Source organism: Helicobacter sp. 11S02596-1, from assembly GCF_002272825.1.
Lineage (GTDB): Bacteria > Campylobacterota > Campylobacteria > Campylobacterales > Helicobacteraceae > Helicobacter_J.
This window is the reverse complement of the sequence record NZ_MLAM01000007.1, coordinates 27,925-53,794: the sequence shown is the minus strand read 5'-3', so window position 1 is coordinate 53,794 and position 25,870 is coordinate 27,925. Positions and strand designations below refer to the sequence as shown.

Here is a 25,870-nt window from a genome sequence, read left to right as displayed (position 1 = left end):
GCTAGAGATTCCAAAAAACTTTGGAGACTCTCGTGGAAATCAACTCGCAATTACCCAAAACCTCTCTTTACAACCTCCTAGGTAGCCAACAAGGAAAAAATGAAAATACCCCCATCCAAACCCAGCCCGCTCAAAAACCACAAAAATTGGCTGAAATACCCAAAAATAAGGAGACTCAAGCCGACACTCAAGGTATTTCTGAAAAACGAGAAACCTATGGTCTTTTGGTTTTGGAACTGATGAATGATAATGAATATGAAGCGTTTCAAAGAGCCACAGCGGGGATGAACGAGGGTGAAAAAATGCTCGCAGCCCAGTCGCTTTATAGCCTCACAAGCTTCTATAATGGCAAACGCTCCCCTGAAATGCAAGATGAACCCGATTTTTACACAAAAAATGCACAAAAAGCTTTTGGTATCCAGCCACAAAATCTCAATAATTTTTTAGAACGATACAAAAATGCTTACAGCACGCTCCAAAACGTTGATATTGTCCTGTAATTATTGACTTTTTATGCGTTTTCGCTTATAATGACGGGCTTTTGCGTCAAGGTAGCTCAGCTGGTTTAGAGCGCTGGTCTCATAAGCCGGAGGTCGGGAGTTCAAGTCTCCCTCTTGACACCACTATTTTTCACCACTTTCCTTAAAAATCATTCTAACCAATCCCCACCAGTCCAAATTAATCAAACACCAAAACCAAACAAAATGCAAAACCCAATCAATACTAATATGCTTTTAAAGGATAACTAAGCTTTATTTTATATAATGATAATAGTTACCGAAAAAGTTATTCGCACAAAAACACGGCGAAAAATATAGTGGAACGGAACTCGCTAAAACCAATCTCACACAAGCCCCCACTTGGGTGTGAAATGGGGATTTACTCCCTGCGTAGCGGTCTTCAGATTCAGTTTTAAACTGAATTGAGTAAAAAAATAATAAACGGGTCTTTAGGTTCGCTTGTGAATCGCTTAGATAGCAATGTTTTTCCATAGCTGTATCGCTAGTGATTGTTTCTTATGCTAGCTAGAAAGGGGTCAGGCTGACCCACCCACCCATAAAAGCTTAGAATTGCGAAGACCGGTCTTAATGGGTGGGTGGGCGAAAACCCCCGTCACGCCCCCAATGCAATGCAGGATTAAAAAGCGTAGCTGGCTTGGGTTTGCTAACGGATAGGATTAAAAACCTTAGAAAATGGGTTGATGACGAAGTGAAACGCTCCCATAACTCGGGTGGGCGGGTCAAAATACTTTAGGAACAGGAGAGGCGTAAAAGTAAAGCCAACTGCTTGGCTTTACTAGCCTCGCACGGCGATTGCGATGTGCGACTATAAGGAGCACAGCAATATGCCCAAACCTTAATTCACTGCCCGAAGTGGTCTTCAGGTTTGAGTGAAGCTCAAACCAACACCTTTAAAACCTATCTCAAATACACAAAGCAACGCTTTGGGTATGAGAGGAGAAGTGTAAAAAAAGATAACTGCTTATCTTTTTTAGCTTCGCACGGCGATGCGTTTATGCTCCGATAGAAGCATAGCAGACGCCCATACTTTAGGAACGCAGGGCAGTTAAACTGCCCGAAGTGGTCTTCAGGTTTGTTTTAATTTTGTAAAACAAACCGAGTAAAACATAATAAAAGGCATATTGATGATTCTAAGACTTTATTTATGTATTGGTTTGGCATATCTCTTGAGTATCCCGCTCGCACTTAGCGTTGGTAGCGTGGGGCTTGATTGGGGCAATCTTGATGACATCTCAAAAACCATTCTTTTAGACATCCGCGCCCCACGAATCGTGATGGCGATTTTGATCGGGGCGTTGCTATCGAGTTCAGGGCTTGTTGTCCAGAGCGTTTTTGTCAATCCTATCGCCGATCCTTATATCATCGGTATCGCTTCAAGTGCGACTTTTGGGGCGGTGCTGGCGTATTTGCTCAAAATGCCTGATATCTATTATGGCGTTTTTGGTTTTGTTTGTTGCGTGGGTTTTTCTTTGCTTATCTTTTCTATATCAAAAAAACAGAGTATCACGACACTACTCATCATCGGAATCGCTGCTTCATCTTTTTTGGGAGCTTTCACGACCTTTGGTATCTACCTCATCGGTGAAGATTCTTTCAAGATTGTCGCTTGGCTGATGGGATATTTGGGCGGGGCTTCTTGGCAACAAGTCTTGATTCTGCTTGTCCCCTTGATAATCTCTCTTTTGTATTTTTATCGCAAGCGATTTGAGCTAAACATCCTATTGAGCGGGGATGATGAAGCCAAAAGTCTGGGCGTAAATGTCGCTAAATGCAAAAAAAATCTCTTGATAATGACCTCATTTGCAGTGGCTTTTTGCGTGGCATTTAGCGGTCTGATCGGATTTGTAGGCTTGATTATCCCCCATACGTTGCGTATCCTTTTAAAAACAAGCAATCACGCTGTTTTGCTCCCGCTTTCTTGTCTGATGGGTGGGGCATTTTTGCTGGTATGTGATACCTTTGGCAGGACAATCCTCGCCCCCATAGAAATCCCTATCGGCGTCATCACGGCGTTTTTTGGAGCACCATTTTTCTTGTATTTGGCTTTTTATGCGAGGACGAAACAATGGTAGATGCCATCTGTATAGAAAATCTATCTTTTAGCTACGGCAAATCAAATGTATTAAAAAATATCAATTTATGTGTAAAAAAAGGGGAATTTATCGGCATACTTGGACCTAATGGCTGTGGCAAAAGCACACTTATCAAACAAATATTAGGCATTCTCTCACCCTCGTTTGGGAGCGTGAAAATCTTTGAAAAAAATGTATCCGATTATAGCGATAAAGAACTCGCAGGCATTCTTGGTTTTTTGCCACAAAAATCAGCACTGAGTATGCCTCTATCCGTCGAAGATGTGCTGTATATGGGGAGATATTCCTATCTTCAAAATGCCATCAGAGGCTATGATGATACCGATAAGGGTGCGATCGAAGAAATAGCCACAATGCTTGGTATCAGCCATCTCAAACATCGAATCGCGCTCACACTAAGTGGGGGCGAGTTTCAGAGGGTTCTTTTGGGCAGGGCGCTGGTCTCAAACCCCAAAATCCTCTTGCTAGATGAGCCGACGAGTGCGCTTGATCTCAATTATGCTATTGAGATGATGAAGATTTGCGAGGAGCTTTGCCTTAGCAAGGGCATTACCATCATATCTGTCCTGCACGACCTCCATCTTGCAGGGTTATTTTGCACCAAGCTGCATTTACTCAAAAATGGCGAAATCCTTTATGATGGGATGCCAAAAGATTTATTTAAACCTGAAATCCTCAAAGAAGTTTATGGATTTTCCTGTGATGTCATCACGCATCTGGGGCGTCCATTTGTCATACCAAAAAAGGAGAAAAAATGAAAAAAATACTACTTACATTGTGCCTTGTGCTAAGTTTTGGCATTGCCAAAGAAAGCCTCGTGGTCTTAGACCCTGCAAGCATTGAAATCATCTATATGCTCGGCGGGGAAAAACAAATCCTCGCCATTGCAAAAATGCAAAATTCTACGATTTATCCCGAAGAAAAAACATCGCAATTAAAAAGCGTAGGGACATTTTCCAACCCATCATTAGAGCAAATCATCGCACTCAAACCCACCGCGGTGATTTTGAGCTCTTATAGTTTAGGACTCAAAGAGAACTTGGAACGATTTGGTATCAAAACCCTTTACCTCAAAGCAGATAGTCTCGACCAAATCGCCCAAAACATCAAAACACTAGGTGAGATCGTAGGCAAAGAAGCCAATGCTAAAACCCTCATCGCCGACTATGAAGCAAGAATCAAGCATTTACAAGAGCACCCTTTGGATAAACGAGGTGTTTTTATCTATTCGGCTGCACCCTTGATGGTATTCCCCCCAGACACGCTACCCGGAGATGTTTTCAAAACCATTGGTATCGAAAATATCGCCAAAGACACAGCGGGAAAAAGACCGATTTTATCTCAAGAATATATCTTGCAATCTAATCCCGAAGTGATTTTATATGGCTTGAGAATCCACGATGAAAGCGAACTCCTCAAAGCCAATCCATTGCTAAGCAAAACAAAAGCTGCAAAAGAAAAGAAAATGTATTATCTTGATATCCATTCGTTATTGCGAGGCACGCCTAGGATTATCGAGCAGATCGAAGCAATCTATAAGCAAATATCGGATTGAATGGGCGAATGGTCTTTTAGACTAGCACGGCTAATCAAGCAAAATACCCCCGAAACTGGGTTGATGACCCTGCATTAGCTAGTCATCACTCGGGCGGGCAGGCAAGAATGCTTTAGGAACGAAAACGGGCTTTGCCCGTTGGAGTGGTCTTCAGATTTGTTTTTAAACAAACCGAGTAAAAAGAATATTTTTAGGTTTTTTTATTATGCAGGGGGCGGGTTCTACTTAGCAAGCTGCCCGCCCCCTTGCAACCCCCACCCCACGCCCCCTTAGTGGGTAAGATGACAGAGCGTAGCGGGCTGGGTTTGTAGGTGGATAAGATTTCCAAACCTTAGAAATTTTACCCACCCGCCCCAAGTTGATATTCCTGCGTTAGCAGGATATAACCCTGTCCTTTAGGAGCGAAACTGACCCGCCCACCCATAGGCTTAGCTCCCGTGAGTGGTCTTCAGGCTTGAGTGAAGCCCAAACCAACACCTTTAAAACCTATCTTGAACGCACAAGCTCCGCTTGGCTGACGAGATGGTTACTTTAGGAGCGAAGCAAGATTTTATATCTTGCGAAGTGGTCTTCAGGTTTGTTTTTAAACAAACCGAGTGGAAAATAAAAAATTATCCAATAATTTTTTTCGCCATTGCGATTTTATTACCATTCATAAAATGGATTTTAGGGTGGAGGTTTTTGAGGTTTTCAAACAAGGTTTTGCTAAGCTCAAAGCCTACTTTTTCTTCCTCTATTTCGCTGATTTTATGCGCATTTTCGAGTTTTTCAAGCCAGATTTCAGGGACAAATACACCCGGGAGCTTGGCATACAAAAATTGTGCGGTTTTGTATCGGACAATCGGAAAATACCCAAAAACTACTTGAGCTTTTTTGCCTAATTCTGCATTGATTTCCTCACACCATTCCAAAAGGAGCTTGGCGATTTCTATATCATAGACGGGTTGGGTAAAAAGTGCGAGGACGCCTGATTTTATTTTGCGCCTCATTTTGTTTTTGAGGCTCAAAAGATTGTTCGCATAGGCATTCAACACCCCAAAGGGGTAGATGGTCTTGAGCGTCCCTTTGATGGGATTTCCTGCAAGGTCTTTTTGTTGGTTGAAATTCTCTATCAACTCCACCAAAAGACTGCTATTGCCCTCAAAAACGCCCTTAGCATTGGGCTGATCGCCAAGCTTGATCGGATCGCCTGTGAGCGTCAAAAACATCCGAATATCTAACGCATTTGCCCCAAGAATATCCCCTTGCAAAGCGATGGTATTCCTATCACGCATATTGAGCGTGCAAATCACAGGCTTTTTGAGGGCGTTTTGGAGCTTGAGGCTTGCGAGAATGGGGGATTGCCTGCATTTTGCCAATGGAGAATCCGTGCAAACAAGTGCATCAAATCCTCCCCACTCATCAAGCTCCTCAAGCAATGTTTCGCCGATATGCGGGCTTTTTGGCGGGGAGATTTCATAGCTGAGGAATCTAGCATTCAAAATCTTTTGGACACACGCTTCAATCATTTAAATTTCCTCGCATTTAAATTTCTCACATTTTAATTTTTGGTTTGCTTTTACCGCCCCAAGGCCTCTTCTCGGATTTCTTTGACCGCTACGACAAGATTTTTGAGGCTGGGTTTGACCTCCTCCCATTTTCTAGTTTTTAGCCCGCAATCAGGATTGATCCAGAGCTGTTCTTTGGGGAGAACTTCTAGCAATAGTTTGATTTGCTGTTTTATCTCTTCTTTGCTAGGGATTCGGGGGCTGTGGATATCATACACGCCCGGTCCGACTTCATTGGCATAGCCCACAGCAGCAAAGACTTTGAGGAGTTCATTGCCACTTCTAGCCGTTTCGATACTGATGACATCGGCATCGAGGGCTTCAATGGTCTTGATAATGTCGTTAAACTCGCTATAACACATATGCGTGTGGATTTGCGTGGCTGGCAGGGCAAGGCTTGTGGAGGCTTTGAAGCATTCAAGCGCCCATTTTTCATAAACAGGGATATTTTCTTTGCGCAAGGGATAGCCTTCTTTGAATGCGGCTTCATCGACTTGGATGATGGCAATCCCAGCATTTTGCAAATCATTGATTTCATCAGCGATGCCTAAGGCGATTTGCTTACAAACCGCACTCCTATCGATGTCATCACGCACAAAGGACCAATTCAAGATAGTTACAGGACCTGTTAGCATCCCTTTGAGGGGCTTTGCAGTAAGGCTTTGGGCGTAGGTGATCCATTGCAATGTCATCGGCTTGGGTCGGCTCACATCGCCAAAAATAATCGGGGGCTTCACACAGCGACTCCCATAGCTTTGCACCCATCCATTTTGGCTGAAGACAAAGCCTTGGAGTTGCTCGCCAAAATATTCGACCATATCGTTTCTCTCAGGCTCGCCGTGCACAAGGACATCAAGCCCAATCTCTTCTTGGAAAGCCACGCAATCTTTGATGTATTCTTGGATACCTTGATGGTAGGCTTCTTCTTTGATTTCACCTTTTTTGAAACGCAACCTAAGGGCGCGAAGCTCTGGGGTTTGGGGAAAAGACCCGATGGTAGTCGTAGGCAAAATAGGGTATTTTAGGTTTTGGTGTTGGAGTTTGATCCTATCTTTAAAGGCAGGTTCTCTTTGGGTTTTGATGGGTGCTTTCGCACGCTCTTGAACCGATTTGTCATTGATTTTTGTTGAAACTTTTCTATTGGCATTGATGGTGATATTTTCTTGCCATTTTTGTTTCTCACTAGCGTTGAGAGAGCCTTTAAAAGCAGTTTCTAACAACTCAAGCTCTTGGATTTTTTCTTTTGCAAAGCTTAGCCACGAGAGGATTTCTTTGTCCATTTTGACTTCAGAATCCTTGCTAAATGGCACGTGCAATAGCGAACAACTCGTGCTTAAAACAATATTTTCTTTGGGGATTTCTTGAGCAATTTTTTCCAAAAAATCAAGCTTTTGAGCCAAATCGGCTACCCAAATATTGCGCCCATCGATGATACCTGCATAAAGGGTCTTGCCACTTTTTGCGATTGCCTTGAGCGAGGAGAGGTTTTTTTCTCCATACAAGAAATCCAGCCCAATACCATCAATACGGCTTTTACATAGGATTTCTGTGGCTTCATTGCTGTGTTCAAAATACGTGGTAACGATGATTTTACCCAGCTTTTTAGCAACGATTTCATCATAAACAGCTTGGATTTTCCCATAAAATCTCTCGTCTTTGCCTTTGGAAAATATGGGTTCATCAAACTGGATCACCAAATCTGAATCGAGCGCTTTGAGCGAATCTAGTAGCCTAAAATACGCATTTTTTACTTTCTCAAACACATTTTCAAAACTCGAATCTTGCGTAATTTTTCCCAACCCCATAAACGTAAAAAGCCCGATTAGGTTGATTTTGGGGCGATAGCCCAAGGATTTAGCTTCGGCATATTCTGATACGATCTTGCTTGGATTGATAGTATAATCGCAGTTTTGGCTCAATTCTGGGACGACATAGTGGTAATTGGTATTAAACCATTTTGTCATCTCGCAAGCCACGCTGTTTTCAAGACCTCTAGCCATTCCAAAATACAGCTCCAAACCGCTAGCTTGCTTGAATCTCTCTGGGATTGCCCCTAGTGCGTAGGTGAGGTCCAAAACATTGTCATAGAGGCTAAAATCATTCACGCTCACATACGCAAGATTTTTTTGATACGCCCAATGCTTCGCGCGCAGTTCTTTAGCGACAGCTTCGAGTTCTTCTTGTGTCAATTTGCCTGCCCAAAAGCTCTCTAGTGCCTTTTTGAGTTCTCTATTTTCCCCAATTCTTGGGAATCCGATGATAATGCTCATTGTTTTTCCTTTGTGTATATGAAATTATTTGGGAATAATATCATATACATATTGTGTTTTAATAAATTTATGGAATTTTTCTATCAAATCGAACGTGATTTTTCAAAATAAAATAGTTTTTTATCAAACAAACTTCGTTTGACAAGACTTTTGGGGGTTATGATACAAAATGTAACCTATTATTTTCAATTTGATTTAGGTTGAATTATCTTGACTACTTTGTAGAGAATAAATATATCAGGTTGTCTGATTCTAAGCTGATGAGGAGGGATGTAAAAACAAGCTTTATGTTTTTAATAGGACAGGTGGTTAAATCCCCATCACACCGCCCTAGCGGGCAAGATGAAAAAACATAGCGAACTGGGTTTGAAAGGGCATTTCCAAAACAAAAACCTATGAAAACGGGTTGATGACCCTGTGTTAGCTACTCATCACTCGGGCGGGCAGGTCAAAACGCTTTAGAAATGAGGTAAGTTATCTATTTCTTAGGCTAACAAATATTTGAACTGCAATTGTTGCAAATATAATTGCCAAAAATCCCAAAATTTCCAAACTCGAAACATTTGTCTTTTCCATTAAAGACTGCATACTTAGGTAAAAAAATAAACTTATTACTTCTAAATTTAAAATTCTCATAAAAGTAGCTACAATATTATATTGTTTTTCTCTATTTAAATCAGTTATAGGAATTAAATAATTAAATTTATTTGGATAATTACTTATTAATTTTATTGCCATATATGCTACGACTAAAAGTCCCAATAAGATAAATATAGCATTTTTAGACCCATATGCATTGGCTTTGCCATCAAACCCATAATGAACTGGTATCCTATCGGGCGCATTCATCCATAAAAAAATAATTGTAATAATAGATACAATAATATAAATAAACGTTAAAATATCTAAAATATTATTTATTTTTTTAAACTTATATTTTGCTTGCCATTTAACCATTGCCACCCCCTATATTTTTTACTCATTTATGTTTACTCGATTCAGTTTATTAAAAACTGAATCTGAAGATCACTCACGAGAGCTTAGCCCCCGTTCGCTCCTAAAGTAACCATCTCGTCAGCCAAGCCTTTGGCTTGTGCGTTCGAGATAGGTTTCTAAGGTTTTCATTATTTTTTTACTTGATTCACTACGTGAATTCTCTTGACCGCGCAGTATATCAAGCAAAAAATAATCTCCCAACATCTTCACGTAGTTTGATGAGTTCTTCTGATCCATTGCCAAGCGCTTTGAGACACAGCCCACCGCCATAAATCTCGCTAACCCCGCCATTGAGGTCATAGGCACTGATGAGCTCACGGAGGGTTTCTATGGGAATATCTGGATACATAACGAGCAGATTGAGATAATGCGTATAAATAGCGAACATACACATATTGCTAAGGTCAAGGCTTTGGGGGTCTAAAATCGTATTGTCAAAAAATGCCAGCTTATTTTCACGATAAATCTTAAGCGTGGTGGCGAAATTTTTGAATTTGAAAATCTCATCCCTGCTCACCCTGCCCGCAGCGATGATTTCACTATAAAGCAAGCCGGCATTTTCTGCTAGATGGATCGTTGTCATCCCCCGAAAATCCGAATTGCCAAAGGGAATAATAGGCAAGGGAGAAAAATCAAACAGCGCATTTTCGCCCACAGCTATTTTTGTATCTCTGCGGGCAAATCCCTCTTGGGTGTTGTGGATTTTTTCAAAGCTCTGGGAGGTGAGTTTGATTTTGCAGTCCTTGCCGATAGCAAAATCCATCTCTTGATAATCACCCGCCATCATTCCCGCACTCACCGATATTAGCATAATATTGGCGATATTTTCTTCTTCATAAAAAGGCGACATCAGTTTGAGAGGTGGTGTGAAAAAAACATCTTCAATGATGGATTTTCCATTTTGCCCGACTTTGGTTTTTAAATAGAGCTTCGTATCTTGGGCGTAAGGATTCATTGCAAATCTTCCAGCAGCGCGTTTTTCTTTATCCAAGCAATCACATCGTCCAAACCTTCTTTTGCTCGGATATTGGTAAAAATAAAAGGCTTTTCCCCACGCATTTTTTTGCTATCGCGCTCCATCACGCCCAAATCAGCCCCAACATAAGGGGCAAGATCGATTTTATTGATGATAAGCAAGTCCGATCGGGTGATTCCTGGCCCGCCTTTGCGAGGGATTTTGTCTCCCTCAGCCACATCGATGACAAATATCGTAAAATCAGCCAGCTCCGGGCTAAAAGTCGCCGAAAGATTGTCCCCGCCACTTTCGATAAGCAATATCTCAATATCGGGGAATCTTGTCTGCATTGCCTCCACCGCCTCCAGATTCATCGAGGCATCTTCACGGATCGCCGTATGGGGGCAACCGCCAGTTTCCACACCAATTATCCTCTCACGAGGCAGGATGGAATTTTTACTCATAAACTCCGCATCTTCTTTGGTATAGATGTCATTAGTGATCACGCCCATACTATAGTCTTTTGCCATCAATCGTGTTAAAGCTTCGATCAAGGCAGTTTTGCCACTCCCGACAGGACCGCATACACCGATTTTTACCATTTTTTATCCTTTTTTTGAGATTTAAGACATATAAAGTCGAGAATACAGCACCTCGTGTTGCATTGCTTTGATGTCATTATGGATACTAGAAACGCATAGATGGGCTAAATCAAGCGTGTCAAGTTTTTTCTTGATTGCCTCAAATGTGGCGTGGAGTGCCAAAAGTATTTTTTGCCCATCATTTTGAGAAAGCGGGATGGTTTTGACGCAATTCGTTACCATATTGGAACTTTGTGCGTAGAGATAGTGCGAGATGGCAGGGCTTAGCTCCAATCCCACGCAAGCACAAAACACCCCATAAGCACTCGAATGAGTAGGGAAAACGCTCGCCTTTAGGTAGCTTTGAAACAAATCATTGGTAGGCAAGGAGAGGGTATTGATGGTTTTTAAAAATCGATTCCCCAGCTTTTGATTAGCCAAGCGCAATTCCATCGGGGAGGTCGAAACACAGACCAATTCTTCGATCTCAAAAATAGCGTTTAAATCATTTTGTTTCGCATAGGAATACGCAAGCTTGAGGCTTAAAAGTTCGGTGGTGAGAAATGGGCTATAAAGATTGGCTTCCAGGTAGCTAAGCGCACTTGAAGCGTCTTTGACCTCTTGGGCTTGGATGAAAGATTCTAGCCCAAAAGAATGCGTATAGCTCCCGATAGGAAACAACGCGTCATTGATTTGTAAAAGCAAAAAGTCTTTATTGATTGTCAATTTTTTCTCCCAAAAGTTTGATTGTGAAATCCGGGCTTGCTTTGATCGTAAAATTGGGTTCGGCGTGTGCCATACTCACTGAAATACGCTTGGCAGAATCGAGCTTTGAACTTAAAATGGTATTTTTAATACCGAGTTTATCCAGCAATACTTGGATAGGTTTTTCAAATGGCGTTTTAAATTCAAATTCATTTTGCCCAAAAAATAATGCCGTATGGCGGTTGCCGATTTCATAGCAAATCTTTGCCACTTCTGCAGGCGTATGCGCATAGATACAAAGCACCTCCGTTGGCAAGATATTCACAGCAATGATGTTTTTGCCCTCCTCAAAGAGAATATCCCCATCGCATAACCCCATTTTGGGTGCGTCTGCGAGCTTGATGGCGATTTCTTGCTTATTTTGGGTCTGCCATCTTGCGATTTTTTTTCTTGTATCATACCACTCCAGATCGACATAATCGATCTGAAATCCTGATATGTCTTTATCGTAGAGATTTCCTTTGAGGTGGGTGATAAGCATTGGAATAATCCTCTTAGAGCCAATGCCCTGTGATGATAAGCCAAGCAGGAATCCAAGCCGTAAAGATACCTTCAAAAATCGCAAGATAAGGCACAAAAGGCAATTCTTTTTTCAAAACGGTTTCAATCCAGCCAGTAAGCCACAAAATACCCCATAGCGCCCAGATCACAGCAAACCAAAACCCTTCATCCGTGCCACTTGCATAGCTAAGATAGGCAGCTGGGATGGCATTGATAGCTACAAATAAGCTATACCAACCATAAGGTCGCCAATCAAGATTCCAGATATTATTCACAGCCACAAAGAGGTAGGTAAAACCAAAGAGCAATCCTGTCGCAGCAGCGTATAAATCGGTGATGTTATTTTCAAAATCCCCGTGAATAATGATGATAACATTAGCAATTACAGAAAGCAAGCCTGCAAATACGTTCATTACGGCGGTGCTTTTGCCATCGGCTTTCATCAAACGACAAAAACCATTATTCATCAGCACAATCGCAACATACATCAATACAAGTCCTAACATATTTATCCTTTTTAATTAAATTGATTTTCTCCGCCCCTGCCAAGAAAGGCAAAGAGGGGAGAATCCAAAACAGACACAACTAGAACAAATTATAAAGCTGGGCAAGACTGAGTTTGTCTGCTGGTTTGGAAGTTACCTTTTTGCCCTCGACTTTGACTTCATAGGTTTCAGGATTGACTTCAATATGGGCGGTAACATCGTTGTTTTTCATATCTTTTTTGGTGATATTACGGCAGTTTTTCACAGGGAGAACCACCCTATCAAGCCCTAATTTTTCCTTGATACCCTCTTCGTAAGCAGCTTTGGAAACAAAAGTAATGCTAGTATCAAATTTGGCTTTGCCGTGATGTCCAAACATTTCACGATAAATCACAGGTTCAGGCGTAGGGATAGACGCATTCGCATCCCCCATCCTCGCCCCAGCAATCATCCCACATTTGATGATCATATCAGGCTTGATACCAAAAAATGCGGGGTGCCACATCACAAGGTCAGCGTATTTACCCACGCTAACAGAACCCACATACTCAGATATGCCGTGCGCGATAGCAGGATTGATGGTGTATTTGGCGATGTAGCGCTTGATTCGGAAATTATCATTATCACCGCATTCTTCTTTTAGCCTGCCAAATTCTTTTTTGTTTTTATCAGCTGTTTGCCAGGTGCGTGTGATGACCTCACCCACACGTCCCATTGCTTGAGAATCTGAACTCGTGATCGAAAAGATTCCCATATCGTGGAGCGCATCTTCTGCTGCGATGGTTTCAGGGCGGATACGAGAATCAGCAAACGCCACATCTTCTTTGATTTTTTTATCCAAATGGTGGCAAACCATCAACATATCCATATGCTCATCGGCGGTATTTTTGGTAAATGGAATCGTAGGATTTGTCGAAGCCGGCAAGATATTAGGCTCTCCAGCGATTTTGATGATATCAGGTGCGTGCCCACCGCCAGCGCCTTCAGTGTGGAAAGTATGGATAGTTCGCCCACCAATTGCTTTGATGGTATCTTCGACACAACCGGCCTCATTGAGCGTATCGGTATGGATAGCCACTTGCACATCGTAGGCTTCAGCCACATTCAAGGCGTGATTGATGACAGAAGGAGTCGCGCCCCAATCTTCGTGGATTTTTAATCCCAAAGCCCCGCCTTTGATTTGTTCAGCAAGCGCATTTTCATTGGAGCTATTGCCTTTGCCAAAAAATCCCAGATTCATTGTGTATTCTTCAGCAGCACGGATCATTTCTTTGAGATTCCATTTGCCCGGGGTGCAAGTGGTAGCATTAGTCCCATCAGCTGGCCCTGTTCCCCCGCCAATCATCGTGGTGATACCGCTGTATAGGGCTGTAGGGATTTGTTGGGGAGAAATAAAGTGGATATGCGTGTCAATCCCCCCAGCGGTGATGATCATCCCCTCAGCTGCGAGTGCTTCTGTAGCTGCACCCACGGTCATATTCCCACAAACGCCATCTTGCATATCCCTGTTGCCTGCTTTGCCGATACCAGCGATTTTTCCATCTTTGATACCGATGTCGGCTTTGTAAATGCCGTTATAATCAATAATCATCGCATTGGTGATGACCAAATCAAGCTCGCTAGAATCTGAACTAACGCTTTGAGCCATCCCATCACGCAGGGTTTTGCCACCGCCAAATTTGAGTTCTTCGCCATAGGTTGTATAGTCTTTTTCGATCTCAGCAAATAATTCTGTATCTGCCAATCGCACCTTATCGCCCACGGTGGGACCGAACATTGAGGCATATTGTTTTCTTGATATTTTTGTCATAATCGCTCCTTATTTAGCAAAGCCCTTGGCTTTTGCATTTTGCATTGCTATGTGTTTGTTATCTGCATTGACTTGTGCGTCGGCGAGATTGTTGAAACCAAATGTTCTTTGATTGCCACCTATTTCAATCAAAGCGATGGTTTTACTCTCGCCAGGTTCAAATCGCACCGATGTCCCTGAAGGGATGTCAAGTCTTTTGCCATAGGCTTTTTCTCGGTCAAATTCCAAAAGCTTGTTGGTCTCAAAGAAATGGAAGTGTGAGCCAACCTGAATCGCGCGGTCGCCTTTGTTGGTAACTTTGATTTCAATAGCACTCTTGCCTTCATTGATGGTGATGTCGCCATCTTTGAGGATAAATTCACCCGGCGTGAGCTTGCCATTGTCTTCGATAGGGGTGTGAATGGTTACAAGCTTCGTTCCATCGGGGAAGCCCGCTTCAATCCCTACTTCGTGAATCATACTGGCGACACCATCCATGACATCTTCAGCTTTGAGGATTTTTTTGCCCTCACTCATCAGCTCAGCAACACTCTTTTTGCCCTCACGTGCGAGTTCCATAATCTCACTACTGATCAAAGCGACCGCTTCGACATAATTGAGTTTGATGCCTTTTGCCTTACGTTTTTTGGCTAATTCTCCAGCATAGTGGAGCATTAGCTTGTCTAACTCTTTTGGATTGAGTTTCATCGTTTCTCCTTGTGAAATTTTCTGAAGTAGCTTTCTCGCTAGATCGAGTCACAATTCTAAGACTAATTTGTTAATACTTGTCAAAAAATTGACAAAAAATTCATATATTTTTTTGGGCTTGAAAATACGTAGAATACGGGCGTATGATTATTATCTATCTAAGATTTATAATATTTTTTGTAATTTATTAGTGTTGTGCTACTAATGAAAGTTTATATAATAACACTAAATAATATTTATATTAATAAAGTAAGAGTTTTTTAAATTTATCATTTGTATGGTATAATTGCCAAATATTCAAAAACATTCATTTGAGGAGTTACCGATGAGTAAAAAACATACCTTTCAGACCGAAATCAACCAATTATTGGATTTGATGATCCATTCGCTGTATTCGCATAAAGAAATATTTTTGCGTGAGTTGATTTCAAATGCCTCCGACGCACTCGACAAACTCAACTATCTCACACTTACCGATCCAACGCTCAAGGATTTGGCATTCACGCCCAAAATCGAATTAAGCTTTGATGAAAAGAAAAAAACCCTCACGATAGAAGATAACGGCATTGGGATGAATGAAGAAGAACTCATCGCCAATCTCGGCACGATTGCTAAATCAGGAACAAAGAATTTTCTGGCTTCACTTAGCGGGGATAAGAAAAAAGATTCTGCACTTATTGGGCAATTTGGCGTTGGGTTTTATTCGGCGTTTATGGTTGCTGATAAGGTCATAGTCCAGAGCAAAAAAGCTGGTGAAGACAAGGCTTATACGTGGATAAGTGATGGGAAAGGCGAATATGAAATCTCACCTTGCAAAAAGGATTCTCAAGGCACACAAATCACGCTTTATCTCAAGGATGAAGACGCAAATTTTGCAAGTCGCTGGGAGATAGAAAATATCGTCAAAAAATACTCCGAGCATATCCCATTCCCGATTTATCTCAGCTATACGGAGACAAAATTTGAAGGGGAAGGCGAGGATAAAAAAGAAATCCAAGAAGACAAAAAATCCCAAATCAACACCGCCAAGGCGATCTGGAAAATAAGCAAAAACGATCTCAAAGATGAAGATTACAAAGAATTTTACAAAAGCTTCGCCCACGATAATACCGAACCGATGGCTTGGGTTCATAGCAAAGTCGAGGGGACGCTCGAGTATGCGACATTATTTTTTATCCCTAGCGTTGCGCCATTTGACCTTTACCGCGTTGATTACAAATCGGGTGTGAAACTTTATGTCAAACGGGTGTTTATCACTGATGATGACAAGGAGCTTTTGCCCCAATATCTGCGTTTTGTGCGAGGTGTGATTGATAGTGAGGATTTGCCCTTAAATGTCAGCAGGGAAATTTTGCAACAAAACAAAATCCTTGCGAATATCCGTTCAGCCTCTGTCAAAAAGATACTAGGCGAGATTGAAAATATCGCCAAAGATGAAGCAAAATATGAAAAATTTTATACCCAATTTGGCAGGGTGCTCAAAGAGGGGCTTTATAGCGATTATGAAAATAAAGAAAAGATTTTAAATCTTTTGCGATTTGCTTCCTCCAAAAATGATGGCAATGTTTCGCTGAAAACCTACAAAGAGAGAATGCTAGAGGGTCAAAAGAGTATCTATTATATTATTGGGGAAAATCTTGAGCTTCTCAAAGCCTCCCCGATACTTGAAAAATACGCCCAAAAAGGCTATGAAGTCTTGTTGATGAGCGATGAGGTCGATAGCTTTGTGATACCGGGTGTGGGTGAATATGATGGCGTGCCACTCAAAGATGCAAGCGCATCTGAAACGCTCAAAGAACTCGGTATTGATGAGCTCAGCGAAGATGTGAAAAAGTCATTTGAAAAGCTTATCGCCACTTTCAAAGAGGCATTGGGCGAGTCCATCAAAGATGTGAGCCTCTCTACCTCGCTAACTTCTCCAGCTGCACTCGTAGGCGAGGAACAAAATGCGATGATGGCAAATCTAATGCGACAAATGGGGCAAGAGCCACCCATTCAGAAAAAAACACTCGAAATCAATGCCAATCACCCAATTTTGCAAAAACTCAAAGACAAAGATGATAAAGAATTGCTATCAGATGTCGCCCATCTGTTGTTTGCTGCAGCAAAACTTTTGGAATCAGGCTCGCTAGATAATGCAAAGGATTTTTCAGACAGACTCAACAATACGATTCTAAAAACGCTTTAATATTTTTGCTTGGTTTGTTTTGCAAACCTGAAGACCGCTACATTATTTTTGCTCGATTCACGTTGTGAATCTGAAGATCGCTACGCAAGGCGAAGCCTCGCTTCGCTCCTAAAGTATGGGCATATGCTATGCTCCTATCGGAGCATAAACGCATCGCCGTGCGGAGCTAGTTAAGCCAAGCAGTTGGCTTTGGCTTAACGCTCCTCCTGTTCCTAAAGGATTGGGTTATGGTCAAGCTAACGCTTGCCTCATCAACTTGGGGCGGGTGGGTAAAATTTCTAAGGTTTGGAAATCTTATCCACCAACAAACCCAGCCAACTACGCTCTGTCATCTGACCCATGACCCACTAAGGGGGCGTGCAGTGGGTTTCTGACCCACCCACCCGATGGTTGCAAGGTGGCGGGCAGCTTGCTAAAAAGACAGGAGACCAAAAAACATTATATTTTACTCGGTTTGTTTGACAACAAACCTGAAGATCGCTCACAGGTAGTCGTTCATCAATTCTTTTTTGGAAAATCCCAAAAACTAATTGCCTTTTTTGAGATCAAAGCTAAAACGCCCACTACCCAAAAAGAAAATCGCCAACGCCCCAAATAAATAAAGCCCTTGGAGTTCAATGACCCAACCACCGGTTTGATTGATAGCAAAAATATTTCCAGAAGTTACCGCAAAAATCGCCATCAACATCGTTAAAATCACCAATATGGAAGCGAGCTTGACACGAAATCCCAAAATCAGCATTATCGGGGCTAGAATCTCGCCCAAATAAACCCCATAGGCCACAAAAGCGGGCATTCCCATCCCTGTAATCATCGCTTCAACACCGCCGATGCCATTGACTGCTTTAGTAATCCCGTGAAAAAGCATCAAAATCCCGACATTTAGCCTCAAAACCAATTTTCCAATATCTTCAAACATCAATGATTCCTTTTGTATTTTTATGATAACTTAACGCATTAAGTTGGCGATATTATATTACAAAAAGCTTTTGATAAGTGCAAAAATATAGCGTAATTATTTTACTTTTATTTAAAAAAGTGAGGGCAAGCCTCGCATACAAGCGAGGTTTATTTATCTTTTGCGGTATTGCACGCTCATCACGCTGTTATTCACCCCGCTATAGGTTACATCAAAATATTCCGGCAAGGCTTTAAAAACATCGCCCCAGCCGTCTCTCCCATATGAAGAAGCGGACTTGAAATAATTATTTTTTATCCATAGCCCCACCCGTGAAACGAGCGATTTGCCATCATCGCTTGAGGTGGATTCCACAGCTTCTTTGAGGAGCTTGATAAGCATTCTGTCTTTTGAGAGCTGGGGGTCCATTGGCAAGGCGATACCAAGTTCTTCAAAACTTGTGAATGCCTTGCGAAAATCCTCTCGAGCCTTTTTTTCTCCAAAGCCAATCGCAGGGATTCCTTTGGTCCTGATTTCTTGAGCCAATGGCGCAAAATCGCTATCGCTAGTGGCTAAGGCAATACATTCCATCACCCCTGAATGGAGCGTATTGATGACATCGATGGTGATTTTAATATCGGAAGAATTTTTCCCAGATTTCCCGCCATCGCCGTTGCGATTGCCCGTGATGATATGGATAGGTTCGATGGAATATTTGATGAGCGCTTCTTCCCAGCTTTTTATCCCCGAACTCCGCCAATCCCCATAAGCCTTTTTGACACAAACCTCTCCAACCTCTGCGAGCCGCTCCATAATATCATCAATGAGCTTGTAACTCACATTTTCACAATCAATAAATAAAGCTACTTTTTTTCTTTCTTTTTCTCTAATACCCATTTTTTCTCCGTTTTTTAATGCTTGAGATTCGACAAAATGCTTATATAAAGCTGATTTTGCAACCTAAAAATATCATCTGTCATCATACTAAATTTTTCTTCCATCCCCAAAAATCTACCATCTTTTTCTTCTTTGAAATAAAACGGCAACCCATCCATCAGCTTCAAAAGCATTTCGTATCGGGTCGCAAGCAATTTGATGTCATTTTCAAAGATTTCTTTATCGTCTTCACGCTCATTTTTAGGCAAGTTTAACAGATAATCATAAAGCTTGTGCGTATTTTGGTTGAGGAGATCAATGAATTTCAGGGTTTTGAAAGCATTCGCAATGTCTTCATTTGAATCCAAATTTTCTTTTTTTGCCTCGTGGATACAGCCACTCAAAAGGCTATATTGATTGAAAAATTCACTTTGGAGGGTTAAAAATTCCCTGCTTTTTATCGCATTATTTTCTAGGCTTTGCAAAACCATATGCGTGAGCTTATCGAGCAGGGAAATGCTATTTTTGATGAGGGGTAGCATATCATCCCGGCTGTATTTTGGCCACAAAAACCAAAATGCTACAAACACCACCGCAAAACCAATCAAAATATCTAAAAATCTATCAAAAATCAGTCCAAGAAAATCCTCTCGCAACATCGCAAACAACATCACAAATGCGACCATCATTACCGCAGACCATAGCGAATATGGATAGACTTTCAGATAAATAAACAAAAATAACACCACCAAAAATAGTGGGTAAAACACAAGCGTTTGCTCAAATAAAATCACCAACAAAATTCCCACAAGAAGCCCTGCAAACGTGCCTAAAAAATATTCTTTGCCAATATCTTTGATACTCCCGAGATTGGGTCTGATGATCGCAATCGCCCCGAGGGCAATCCATATGCCGTGATCGATTTTTAGAAGCCTGGCAATAAAAATGCTCGCCCCAAGCACAAGGGCGTATTTGAGCGAATAGCGAAAAATCGGGTTGGCATAGTGCATTGCCTTGCGTATATCTGCAAAGGTTTTTTTCGGCACAAAGCCTGCCAAATAAGCCTCCTCTTCCCCGCCCCTGCGAAAAGATTCCATTTTGTTATAAATGATCCTTGCTGCATTCACAAAAACTTTGTTGGCGTCTGTGCTAAGCACTTCTTCCAAAGCTTTTTTGGCGAGCTTGGGGCGATGCCCCTCAAACATTTTGGCAAGTTCGCCAAGATTATAGATGATTTCTTGTTGGACCGAATAAAACGAGCCTCTAGCTTTCTTGGAACTCAAATCATCGTGAATCGAATTGATAGAATGATAAATATCTTCGATACGATAGAGATAAAACAGCGTTCTTTTGGTGTTTTTGATGATATGAGGGTCTTTGATTTTCCCAGCTTGGGAGTTTAGGATATATTTGATCGCATTGATTTGGGCGAGTGTTTGATTCCTGATTTTGATGTAATCGCTCGGGCGGGCGATGTTTTGAATCATCAATTTTAAATTAAACAACAAAGAGGGAAAATTCTTTTTGGTGAATTTCCCATATTTGCCAAATGAGGCAAAAAATAGCATAAAAATGCCACTCATCCCGCCCAAAAAAATAGTCAAAACTTCATCTTTGAGACTGATAGAAACGCCAGAATTTACATAAATGCACGCAACCAGAGCATTGATTAAGACCATATTGAGTGTTTTTTGCAAATCTGGGCTATAAGCCCCTGAAATCCCTACGATAAAGGTAAAAATCATCACGGGCAAAAACAGCCACACTCCAAAATGCGCTACCAGACTAAAAACCAAAACAGCCAAACAACTCAGCAAAACAAACACTACCAAGTAGGTTATTTTGGTTTCTTTATCCCCCATCAAGATATTGAGAAAATAAATATATATCGGCAACAAACCCGCCCACACGATGATAGTAGGACCAAAAAGCCAGACATTAATAATAATGCTTAAAAAAACAGCGATGAGGGTTTTGATAGCATAGATGAGGCTGAAATAACCCGGATCATAAAGATGGATATACCGCAAAATATGGTTTTTAAAAAATGTTTTTACCCAAAGCTGTCCCAAACCCCTCTCCTCTCACATATTACAAACGATTATATCTGTGCAGAAGGGGATTGGTTTTGCAAAAATGATGTCTTATAAAACGGCGGCGCTTTATAGCCACACCCAGCAAACACCAACAACAAATATGCTAAAATCACTATATGAAAAGCTCTCAAGATATCATCTCCATTATCAGAAATAAACCCCATTTTAAAAAACTCCAAGCACGCAATGAGCTCGAAAAACTCAAGCTTTTTTTGCCACTAAAAATGCGGGAGGCACTCTTGTATATCACGCACAAAAACAATAAATTACTTTTTGCTTTTAATCATCCCAGTTATGCGCTTGAGTTTAACCATTATAATTGCAAGGATATAAGAGAGAGTTTAAAAACCTATGCCGATAGGTTTCCAAATTTTTCACCTGATGTATATATTCAAGCCTTTGTGCCCAAAAATATACTCAATTTTTACACCCAGCCTGTCATCATCCCCAAAATCGTTTGCTACAAAGAGCACGCAAAAGGTGATTTTGAAAACAAAGCACGTGATGAGACACTCAAAAAAACATTTGAATCCATCAGAAAAATCATCTTAGAAAATCAAGAACAAGACTAATGCCAACACCATTAAGCCAAATCCCCCCAGGCAATAATCCCCTCGCCGATTTGCCTATTGATTTGCCCGCTGATTCGCCTATTGATTCCCTCGCCCAAAGGATTGCCAATCTCCCTACAAGCAGTGGCGTGTATCAATATTTTGATCACAAAAACCGCTTGCTTTATATCGGCAAAGCCAAAAACCTCAAAAATCGTATCAAAAGCTATTTCAAACTATCCCCCACAGAGGTTGCACCCAACCCAAAAACAAGCCCTCGTATCCAAATGATGGTTTCTCAAATCGCGTTTATCCAGACGATTTTGGTTCAAAACGAACAAGACGCCCTCATCCTTGAAAACTCGCTCATCAAGCAACTCAAGCCAAAATACAACATCCTCTTGCGTGATGATAAAACCTACCCTTATATCTACATCGATATGTCCGAAGATTTTCCCACACCAGCGATCACAAGAAAAATCATCAAGAAAAAGGCGATCAAATATTTTGGTCCCTATACAACAGGGGCAAAAGAGATACTTGAGAGCCTTTATGAGCTTTTGCCTTTGGTGCAAAAAAAAAGCTGTGCGGGTGGCAAAAAAGCCTGCTTGTTTTATCAAATCAAGCGTTGCCCAGCCCCCTGTGAGGGCAAAATCACCCCGCAGGCTTACCACGCCACCATCAATGAAACCATCGCACTTATCCAAAACAAAAATAAGCTCATCGCATTGTTGGAAGCAAAAATGCTCTCACTCTCTGAAATGATGCGGTTTGAAGAAGCCACCATCTACAGAGATAGGATAAAAAAGCTTGGTGGGATTGAGAGTTTTTCACAAATCGATCTCAAAAAGCTTTATGATCTTGATGTTTTTGCTCTGGTTTCAGAGGGTAAAAATGCGATTTTAATCAAGCTTTTTATGCGAGAAGGCAAAATCGTGTCTTCAAATTTTGAACACCTCAAATCCGAGTGCGGTTTTGATGAAAATTCCATCTATAAGCAAGCCATCATCAATCACTACCAAGAAGAAGTCCCGCTCCCGCCGAGCCAAATCCTATTGCCCCATATCGGGGTGCCAGAAGATATGGTAGAACTCCAAGATTTTCTCCTCCAAAAAACCGGCAAAAAAATTCCCATCCTCTCCCCGCAAAAAGGCGAGAAAAAAGACCTCATTTCTTTGGCTTTCAAAAACGCCAAAGAAATCCTGCGATTACAGAGTAATCGGAGTTATGCCGAAGATATGTTGCTTAGCGATCTCAAAGATTTGCTTGAATTAGCCTCTGTGCCTTATCGGTTCGAGGTATTTGACACCAGCCACCACGCAGGGACAAACCCAGTGGGCGCAATGGTGGTGTATGAAAATATGGACTTTATCAAGGACGCTTATAGGCGCTACAATCTCAGCACGCAAGATGAATATTCTCAAATGCGTGAAATGCTCTTGCGACGTGTGGGTGATTTTGCTAACAATCCCCCGCCCCATCTGTGGGTCATCGATGGGGGCAAAGCCCAGATCAATCTAGCCAAAGAAATCCTTGAAAGCAGTGCTAGCAATGTCGAAGTCATCGGCATTGCCAAAGAAAAAATCGATACAAAAGCTCACCGAGCCAAAGGGAGCGCCAAAGACACGTTATACACACTCAATACCTCTTTTTCTCTCAAACCTAGCGACAAAAGATTGCAATTTCTCCAAAAACTCCGTGATGAAGCCCACCGCTATGCCATCACCTACCATAGGCAAAAAAAGCAAAAAGATATGCAAAAAGTTTCTATTTTGGAGCAAAAAGGCATTGGAAAAGCGAGTGTAAAAAAATTGCTTGACTTTTTTGGGAGTTTTGAAGCGATAGATAATGCCAGCCCTGAAGAACTCGAGCAGGTTTTGGGCAAAAGGGTGGGCTTGTGTGATTAGATTTGGTTTGAGATAGGTTATTTCTGGTTTCCTATCCTAACGAAAAATCCAGATTTTAAACAATAAAATAAAAAAGTAATCTAGCCATCCTGATACAAGCATAGCAGGCAATTTTAGGATTTGACAAGCCAAATCCTAATGAAAATAAAATAAGTAATCTTGAGATTTAATCTTTCAAGCCAAACCAATAATAGAAACAAAACGAATAAAAACTATCAAGACAATTTGTTTTTTCTATTTTTCTCTTTGGCAGCACATTCCGGGCATATGCCGATAAAAACTGCGGATGTGTCATATAGGGCATAGCCACTTATCTTGGCACATTCATCTGAAATCGCTGAAATATCCACACGAATATCTTCCAACTTCCCGCATTTACCGCAAGCGACGTGGATATGATGATCATAGCTCAATTCATAGCGTTGCTTTTGTGCGGGGGCTTTGACTTCACGCAAGATATTGACCTCATACAAAGCCGCAATGTTCTTATAAACCGTTGCTAGCGAGATTGATGGGTAGTCCTTTTTGATATTTTCATAAACATCATCAACACTAATATGCCCATTTTTTTCAATCTCCTTTAAAATAGCTATTCTCTGAGGGGTAACTTTAAGATTCTTCTCTTTCAAACTAGCTTCAAAATTCATCATTTCTATCCTCTTTGATATAAATAAATTAAGTAATTCAAATGTTTTATGTATTCATAAAGATTATAACCAAAAACTTTTAATAGAGTTTTCAGCCCAACCAAAGCTGATTTCAAGTTGGTTTCAAGTTGATTTTTTGTAAAATGTTAGGATTTTAATCCCACAATTCACAACTTAAGGAGTTTGAAATTGTTTGACACACTTAGTGAATCATTCAAAACTGCCCTGAATAAAATCCGTTTCAATGATGATGAAAAATCGCTCACAAAAGCCCTTGATGAGCTCAAAAAATCGCTGTTGCGAAACGATGTCCATCACAAAGTTACCAAGGAATTGCTAAAAAATATTGAGGCACAAACCAAACAAGCTGGCATTGGCAAACAAAATTTTTTAAACGCTCTGCAAAACAGCTTGCAAGAGATTTTAAATACCAATGGCAATTATGGCTTCACCTATGCGAGCAAACCCCCGACAATTATCGTGATGAGCGGGCTTCAAGGGAGTGGCAAGACCACAACATCTGCTAAACTTGCCAACTATCTCAAAACAAAAAACAAGAAAGTCTTGCTGGTCGCTTGTGATCTCGCGCGTTTGGCAGCTGTGGAGCAGCTCACCCAGCTAGCTAACCAGATCGAAGTCGATATTTTCAAACCCGAAAACACAACTGCAAGCACTCCTGCCAATCCTACGCCCTTAGAGATCGCCAAAGCTGCCAAAGAAAAAGCCATCAGCTCCCAATACGATGTGATGATTGTCGATACTGCGGGGAGATTAGCCATCGATACAGCCTTGATGGAAGAACTCAAAGCGATCAAAAACGCCCTATCGCCACACGAGATATTTTATGTCGCCGATTCTCTAAGCGGTCAAGATGGTGTCAAAAGTGCGGATACTTTCAACCAAGAAATCGGTATCACGGGGGTCATCTTGAGTAAATTTGATAGCGATGCTAAGGGGGGTATTGCCCTTTCTATCGCCTACCAGCTAGGTATCCCGTTGCGTTTCATCGGGAGTGGGGAGAAGATTCCTGATTTGGATATTTTCATCCCTGAGAGGATTATCTCTAGGCTAATGGGTGCAGGCGATATCGCCTCGCTCGCAGAAAAAACAGCGAGTATTTTGGATGAACAAGAAGCCAAAACTATCAGCAAAAAACTCAAAAAAGGGCAATTTACTTTTACTGATTTTATCAACCAGATCGAAAATATCAAAAAACTCGGCTCGATGAGTTCGATTGTCTCGATGATTCCGGGTCTTGGGAATATGGCAGGGGCGCTGAAAAATGTCGATTTAGATACATCGAGTGAGGTGAAAAAAATCAAAGCGATGGTCCATTCAATGACACAAAAAGAGCGAGATGACCCTGATATTCTCAATGGGAGTCGTCGCAAAAGAATCGCCCTAGGAAGCGGGCTTGAAGTCAGCGACATCAACCGAATCGTGAAACAATTTGATAATGCTTCTAAGATGGCAAAACGCCTCAGCTCCAAAGGTGGTATGCAAGAATTAATGCAAATGATGGGGCAGATGAAAGGAAAAACAAACAATTATTGATTTTAATTCAAAAACGAGATGTTTTTGTGTATAATTTAGGCTTTTTAACGCTTGGGATAACTGGGGCTATATTAATGACAATTGCATAGCGCTTGGGGATTCTCAATCATCGCAATATAAATTTTTAAGTATTTCAAAAGGAGCAAAACATATGGCAACAGTGATTAGATTAACCCGAATGGGAAGAAAGAAAAAACCTTTTTATCGTGTCGTAGTAACCGATTCAAGAAAAAGAAGAGATGGTGGATGGATCGAATCTATCGGTTATTACAACCCACTTAGTGAGCCCGCAGCTGTCCGAATCAATACTGAAAGACTCAACTACTGGAAAAGCGTAGGGGCAAAAATGAGCGAAAGAGTTGCCAAATTATCTTCAAGCAAATAACC

22 protein-coding genes, 1 tRNA gene and 1 pseudogene are annotated in these 25,870 nt (G+C 41.3%); 10 read left to right on the top strand and 14 right to left on the bottom strand.

What is annotated here, in order from left to right; translation table 11 throughout:
- Window positions 1–32: 32 nt before the first annotated feature.
- From BJI48_RS05445 to BJI48_RS05425, 5 genes are all read left to right on the top strand, one after another.
- Window positions 33–500, top strand: coding sequence for a hypothetical protein (locus BJI48_RS05445; RefSeq protein WP_095332740.1), 468 nt, complete (start codon window positions 33–35; stop codon window positions 498–500).
- 45 nt (window positions 501–545) lie between these two features.
- Window positions 546–623 (top strand) — tRNA-Met (locus tag BJI48_RS05440).
- Between the two features lie 1,022 nt (window positions 624–1,645).
- The gene (locus BJI48_RS05435) at window positions 1,646–2,593 is read left to right on the top strand and encodes an iron ABC transporter permease (RefSeq protein ID WP_095332738.1); all 948 of its coding nucleotides are present in this window, start codon (window positions 1,646–1,648) and stop codon (window positions 2,591–2,593) included.
- Window positions 2,587–3,372: an ABC transporter ATP-binding protein gene (locus tag BJI48_RS05430; RefSeq protein WP_095332736.1), complete on the top strand. Its 786-nt coding sequence runs from the start codon at window positions 2,587–2,589 to the stop codon at window positions 3,370–3,372. The genes BJI48_RS05435 and BJI48_RS05430 overlap by 7 nt, the downstream gene beginning before the upstream one ends.
- Complete coding sequence (locus tag BJI48_RS05425; protein ID WP_095332734.1) at window positions 3,369–4,169, top strand: ABC transporter substrate-binding protein; 801 nt, start codon at window positions 3,369–3,371, stop codon at window positions 4,167–4,169. Before BJI48_RS05430 ends, BJI48_RS05425 begins: the two co-directional genes overlap by 4 nt.
- A 611-nt stretch (window positions 4,170–4,780) precedes the next feature.
- On the opposite strand, the gene BJI48_RS05420 is transcribed toward BJI48_RS05425, so the two are convergent.
- From BJI48_RS05420 to ureA, 10 genes and pseudogenes are all read right to left on the bottom strand, one after another.
- Window positions 4,781–5,677: a methylenetetrahydrofolate reductase gene (locus BJI48_RS05420; protein WP_095332732.1), complete on the bottom strand. Its 897-nt coding sequence runs from the start codon at window positions 5,675–5,677 to the stop codon at window positions 4,781–4,783.
- A 50-nt stretch (window positions 5,678–5,727) separates the two neighbouring features.
- Complete coding sequence (metE, locus tag BJI48_RS05415) at window positions 5,728–7,986, bottom strand: 5-methyltetrahydropteroyltriglutamate--homocysteine S-methyltransferase (protein ID WP_095332730.1); 2,259 nt, start codon at window positions 7,984–7,986, stop codon at window positions 5,728–5,730.
- Between the two features lie 474 nt (window positions 7,987–8,460).
- Complete coding sequence (locus BJI48_RS05410) at window positions 8,461–8,943, bottom strand: DUF1648 domain-containing protein (RefSeq protein ID WP_095332728.1); 483 nt, start codon at window positions 8,941–8,943, stop codon at window positions 8,461–8,463.
- Between the two features lie 217 nt (window positions 8,944–9,160).
- Window positions 9,161–9,937, bottom strand: a complete 777-nt coding sequence (locus tag BJI48_RS05405; RefSeq protein ID WP_095332726.1) for an urease accessory protein UreD — start codon at window positions 9,935–9,937, stop codon at window positions 9,161–9,163.
- Window positions 9,934–10,539: an urease accessory protein UreG gene (gene ureG, locus BJI48_RS05400; RefSeq protein ID WP_095332724.1), complete on the bottom strand. Its 606-nt coding sequence runs from the start codon at window positions 10,537–10,539 to the stop codon at window positions 9,934–9,936. Before ureG ends, BJI48_RS05405 begins: the two co-directional genes overlap by 4 nt.
- Before the next feature lie 21 nt (window positions 10,540–10,560).
- Window positions 10,561–11,238, bottom strand: coding sequence for an urease accessory protein UreF (locus tag BJI48_RS05395; RefSeq protein ID WP_095332896.1), 678 nt, complete (start codon window positions 11,236–11,238; stop codon window positions 10,561–10,563).
- Window positions 11,231–11,764, bottom strand: coding sequence for an urease accessory protein UreE (ureE, locus tag BJI48_RS05390; RefSeq protein WP_095332722.1), 534 nt, complete (start codon window positions 11,762–11,764; stop codon window positions 11,231–11,233). The genes BJI48_RS05395 and ureE overlap by 8 nt, the downstream gene beginning before the upstream one ends.
- A gap of 13 nt (window positions 11,765–11,777) precedes the next feature.
- A complete protein-coding gene (locus BJI48_RS05385; protein ID WP_095332720.1) occupies window positions 11,778–12,290 on the bottom strand; it encodes an AmiS/UreI family transporter in 513 nt (170 codons plus the stop codon).
- 79 nt (window positions 12,291–12,369) lie between these two features.
- On the bottom strand, window positions 12,370–14,079 hold the full coding sequence (ureB, locus tag BJI48_RS05380; RefSeq protein WP_095332718.1) for an urease subunit beta: 1,710 nt from the start codon (window positions 14,077–14,079) through the stop codon (window positions 12,370–12,372).
- Window positions 14,021–14,766, bottom strand: a pseudogene (ureA, locus tag BJI48_RS05375) (urease subunit alpha). Before ureA ends, ureB begins: the two are co-directional and overlap by 59 nt.
- A gap of 325 nt (window positions 14,767–15,091) precedes the next feature.
- Between ureA and htpG the strand changes: the two are divergent.
- Window positions 15,092–16,954: a molecular chaperone HtpG gene (htpG, locus tag BJI48_RS05370; RefSeq protein ID WP_095332714.1), complete on the top strand. Its 1,863-nt coding sequence runs from the start codon at window positions 15,092–15,094 to the stop codon at window positions 16,952–16,954.
- A gap of 526 nt (window positions 16,955–17,480) precedes the next feature.
- On the opposite strand, the gene BJI48_RS05365 is transcribed toward htpG, so the two are convergent.
- From BJI48_RS05365 to BJI48_RS05355, 3 genes are all read right to left on the bottom strand, one after another.
- Window positions 17,481–17,873 carry a DoxX family protein gene (locus BJI48_RS05365; RefSeq protein ID WP_095332712.1) on the bottom strand — a complete coding sequence of 131 codons (393 nt, stop codon included), beginning with the start codon at window positions 17,871–17,873 and terminating at the stop codon, window positions 17,481–17,483.
- A 153-nt stretch (window positions 17,874–18,026) separates the two neighbouring features.
- On the bottom strand, window positions 18,027–18,749 hold the full coding sequence (locus BJI48_RS05360; RefSeq protein WP_095332710.1) for an NYN domain-containing protein: 723 nt from the start codon (window positions 18,747–18,749) through the stop codon (window positions 18,027–18,029).
- 14 nt (window positions 18,750–18,763) lie between these two features.
- Window positions 18,764–20,800: an FUSC family protein gene (locus tag BJI48_RS05355; protein ID WP_095332708.1), complete on the bottom strand. Its 2,037-nt coding sequence runs from the start codon at window positions 20,798–20,800 to the stop codon at window positions 18,764–18,766.
- A gap of 140 nt (window positions 20,801–20,940) precedes the next feature.
- Here BJI48_RS05355 and BJI48_RS05350 point away from each other — a divergent pair, with 140 nt between their 5' ends.
- Complete coding sequence (locus tag BJI48_RS05350; protein WP_095332706.1) at window positions 20,941–21,396, top strand: hypothetical protein; 456 nt, start codon at window positions 20,941–20,943, stop codon at window positions 21,394–21,396.
- Window positions 21,396–23,282, top strand: coding sequence for an excinuclease ABC subunit UvrC (gene uvrC, locus BJI48_RS05345; protein ID WP_095332704.1), 1,887 nt, complete (start codon window positions 21,396–21,398; stop codon window positions 23,280–23,282). The genes BJI48_RS05350 and uvrC overlap by 1 nt, the downstream gene beginning before the upstream one ends.
- Window positions 23,283–23,497: 215 nt before the next feature.
- Here uvrC and BJI48_RS05340 read toward each other — a convergent pair whose 3' ends face one another.
- Complete coding sequence (locus BJI48_RS05340; protein ID WP_095332702.1) at window positions 23,498–23,932, bottom strand: Fur family transcriptional regulator; 435 nt, start codon at window positions 23,930–23,932, stop codon at window positions 23,498–23,500.
- Window positions 23,933–24,118: 186 nt separating this feature from the next.
- Here BJI48_RS05340 and ffh point away from each other — a divergent pair, with 186 nt between their 5' ends.
- Window positions 24,119–25,483 carry a signal recognition particle protein gene (gene ffh, locus BJI48_RS05335; RefSeq protein WP_095332700.1) on the top strand — a complete coding sequence of 455 codons (1,365 nt, stop codon included), beginning with the start codon at window positions 24,119–24,121 and terminating at the stop codon, window positions 25,481–25,483.
- A 151-nt stretch (window positions 25,484–25,634) separates the two neighbouring features.
- The gene (gene rpsP / locus BJI48_RS05330) at window positions 25,635–25,868 is read left to right on the top strand and encodes a 30S ribosomal protein S16 (RefSeq protein WP_095332698.1); all 234 of its coding nucleotides are present in this window, start codon (window positions 25,635–25,637) and stop codon (window positions 25,866–25,868) included.
- Window positions 25,869–25,870: the final 2 nt, after the last annotated feature.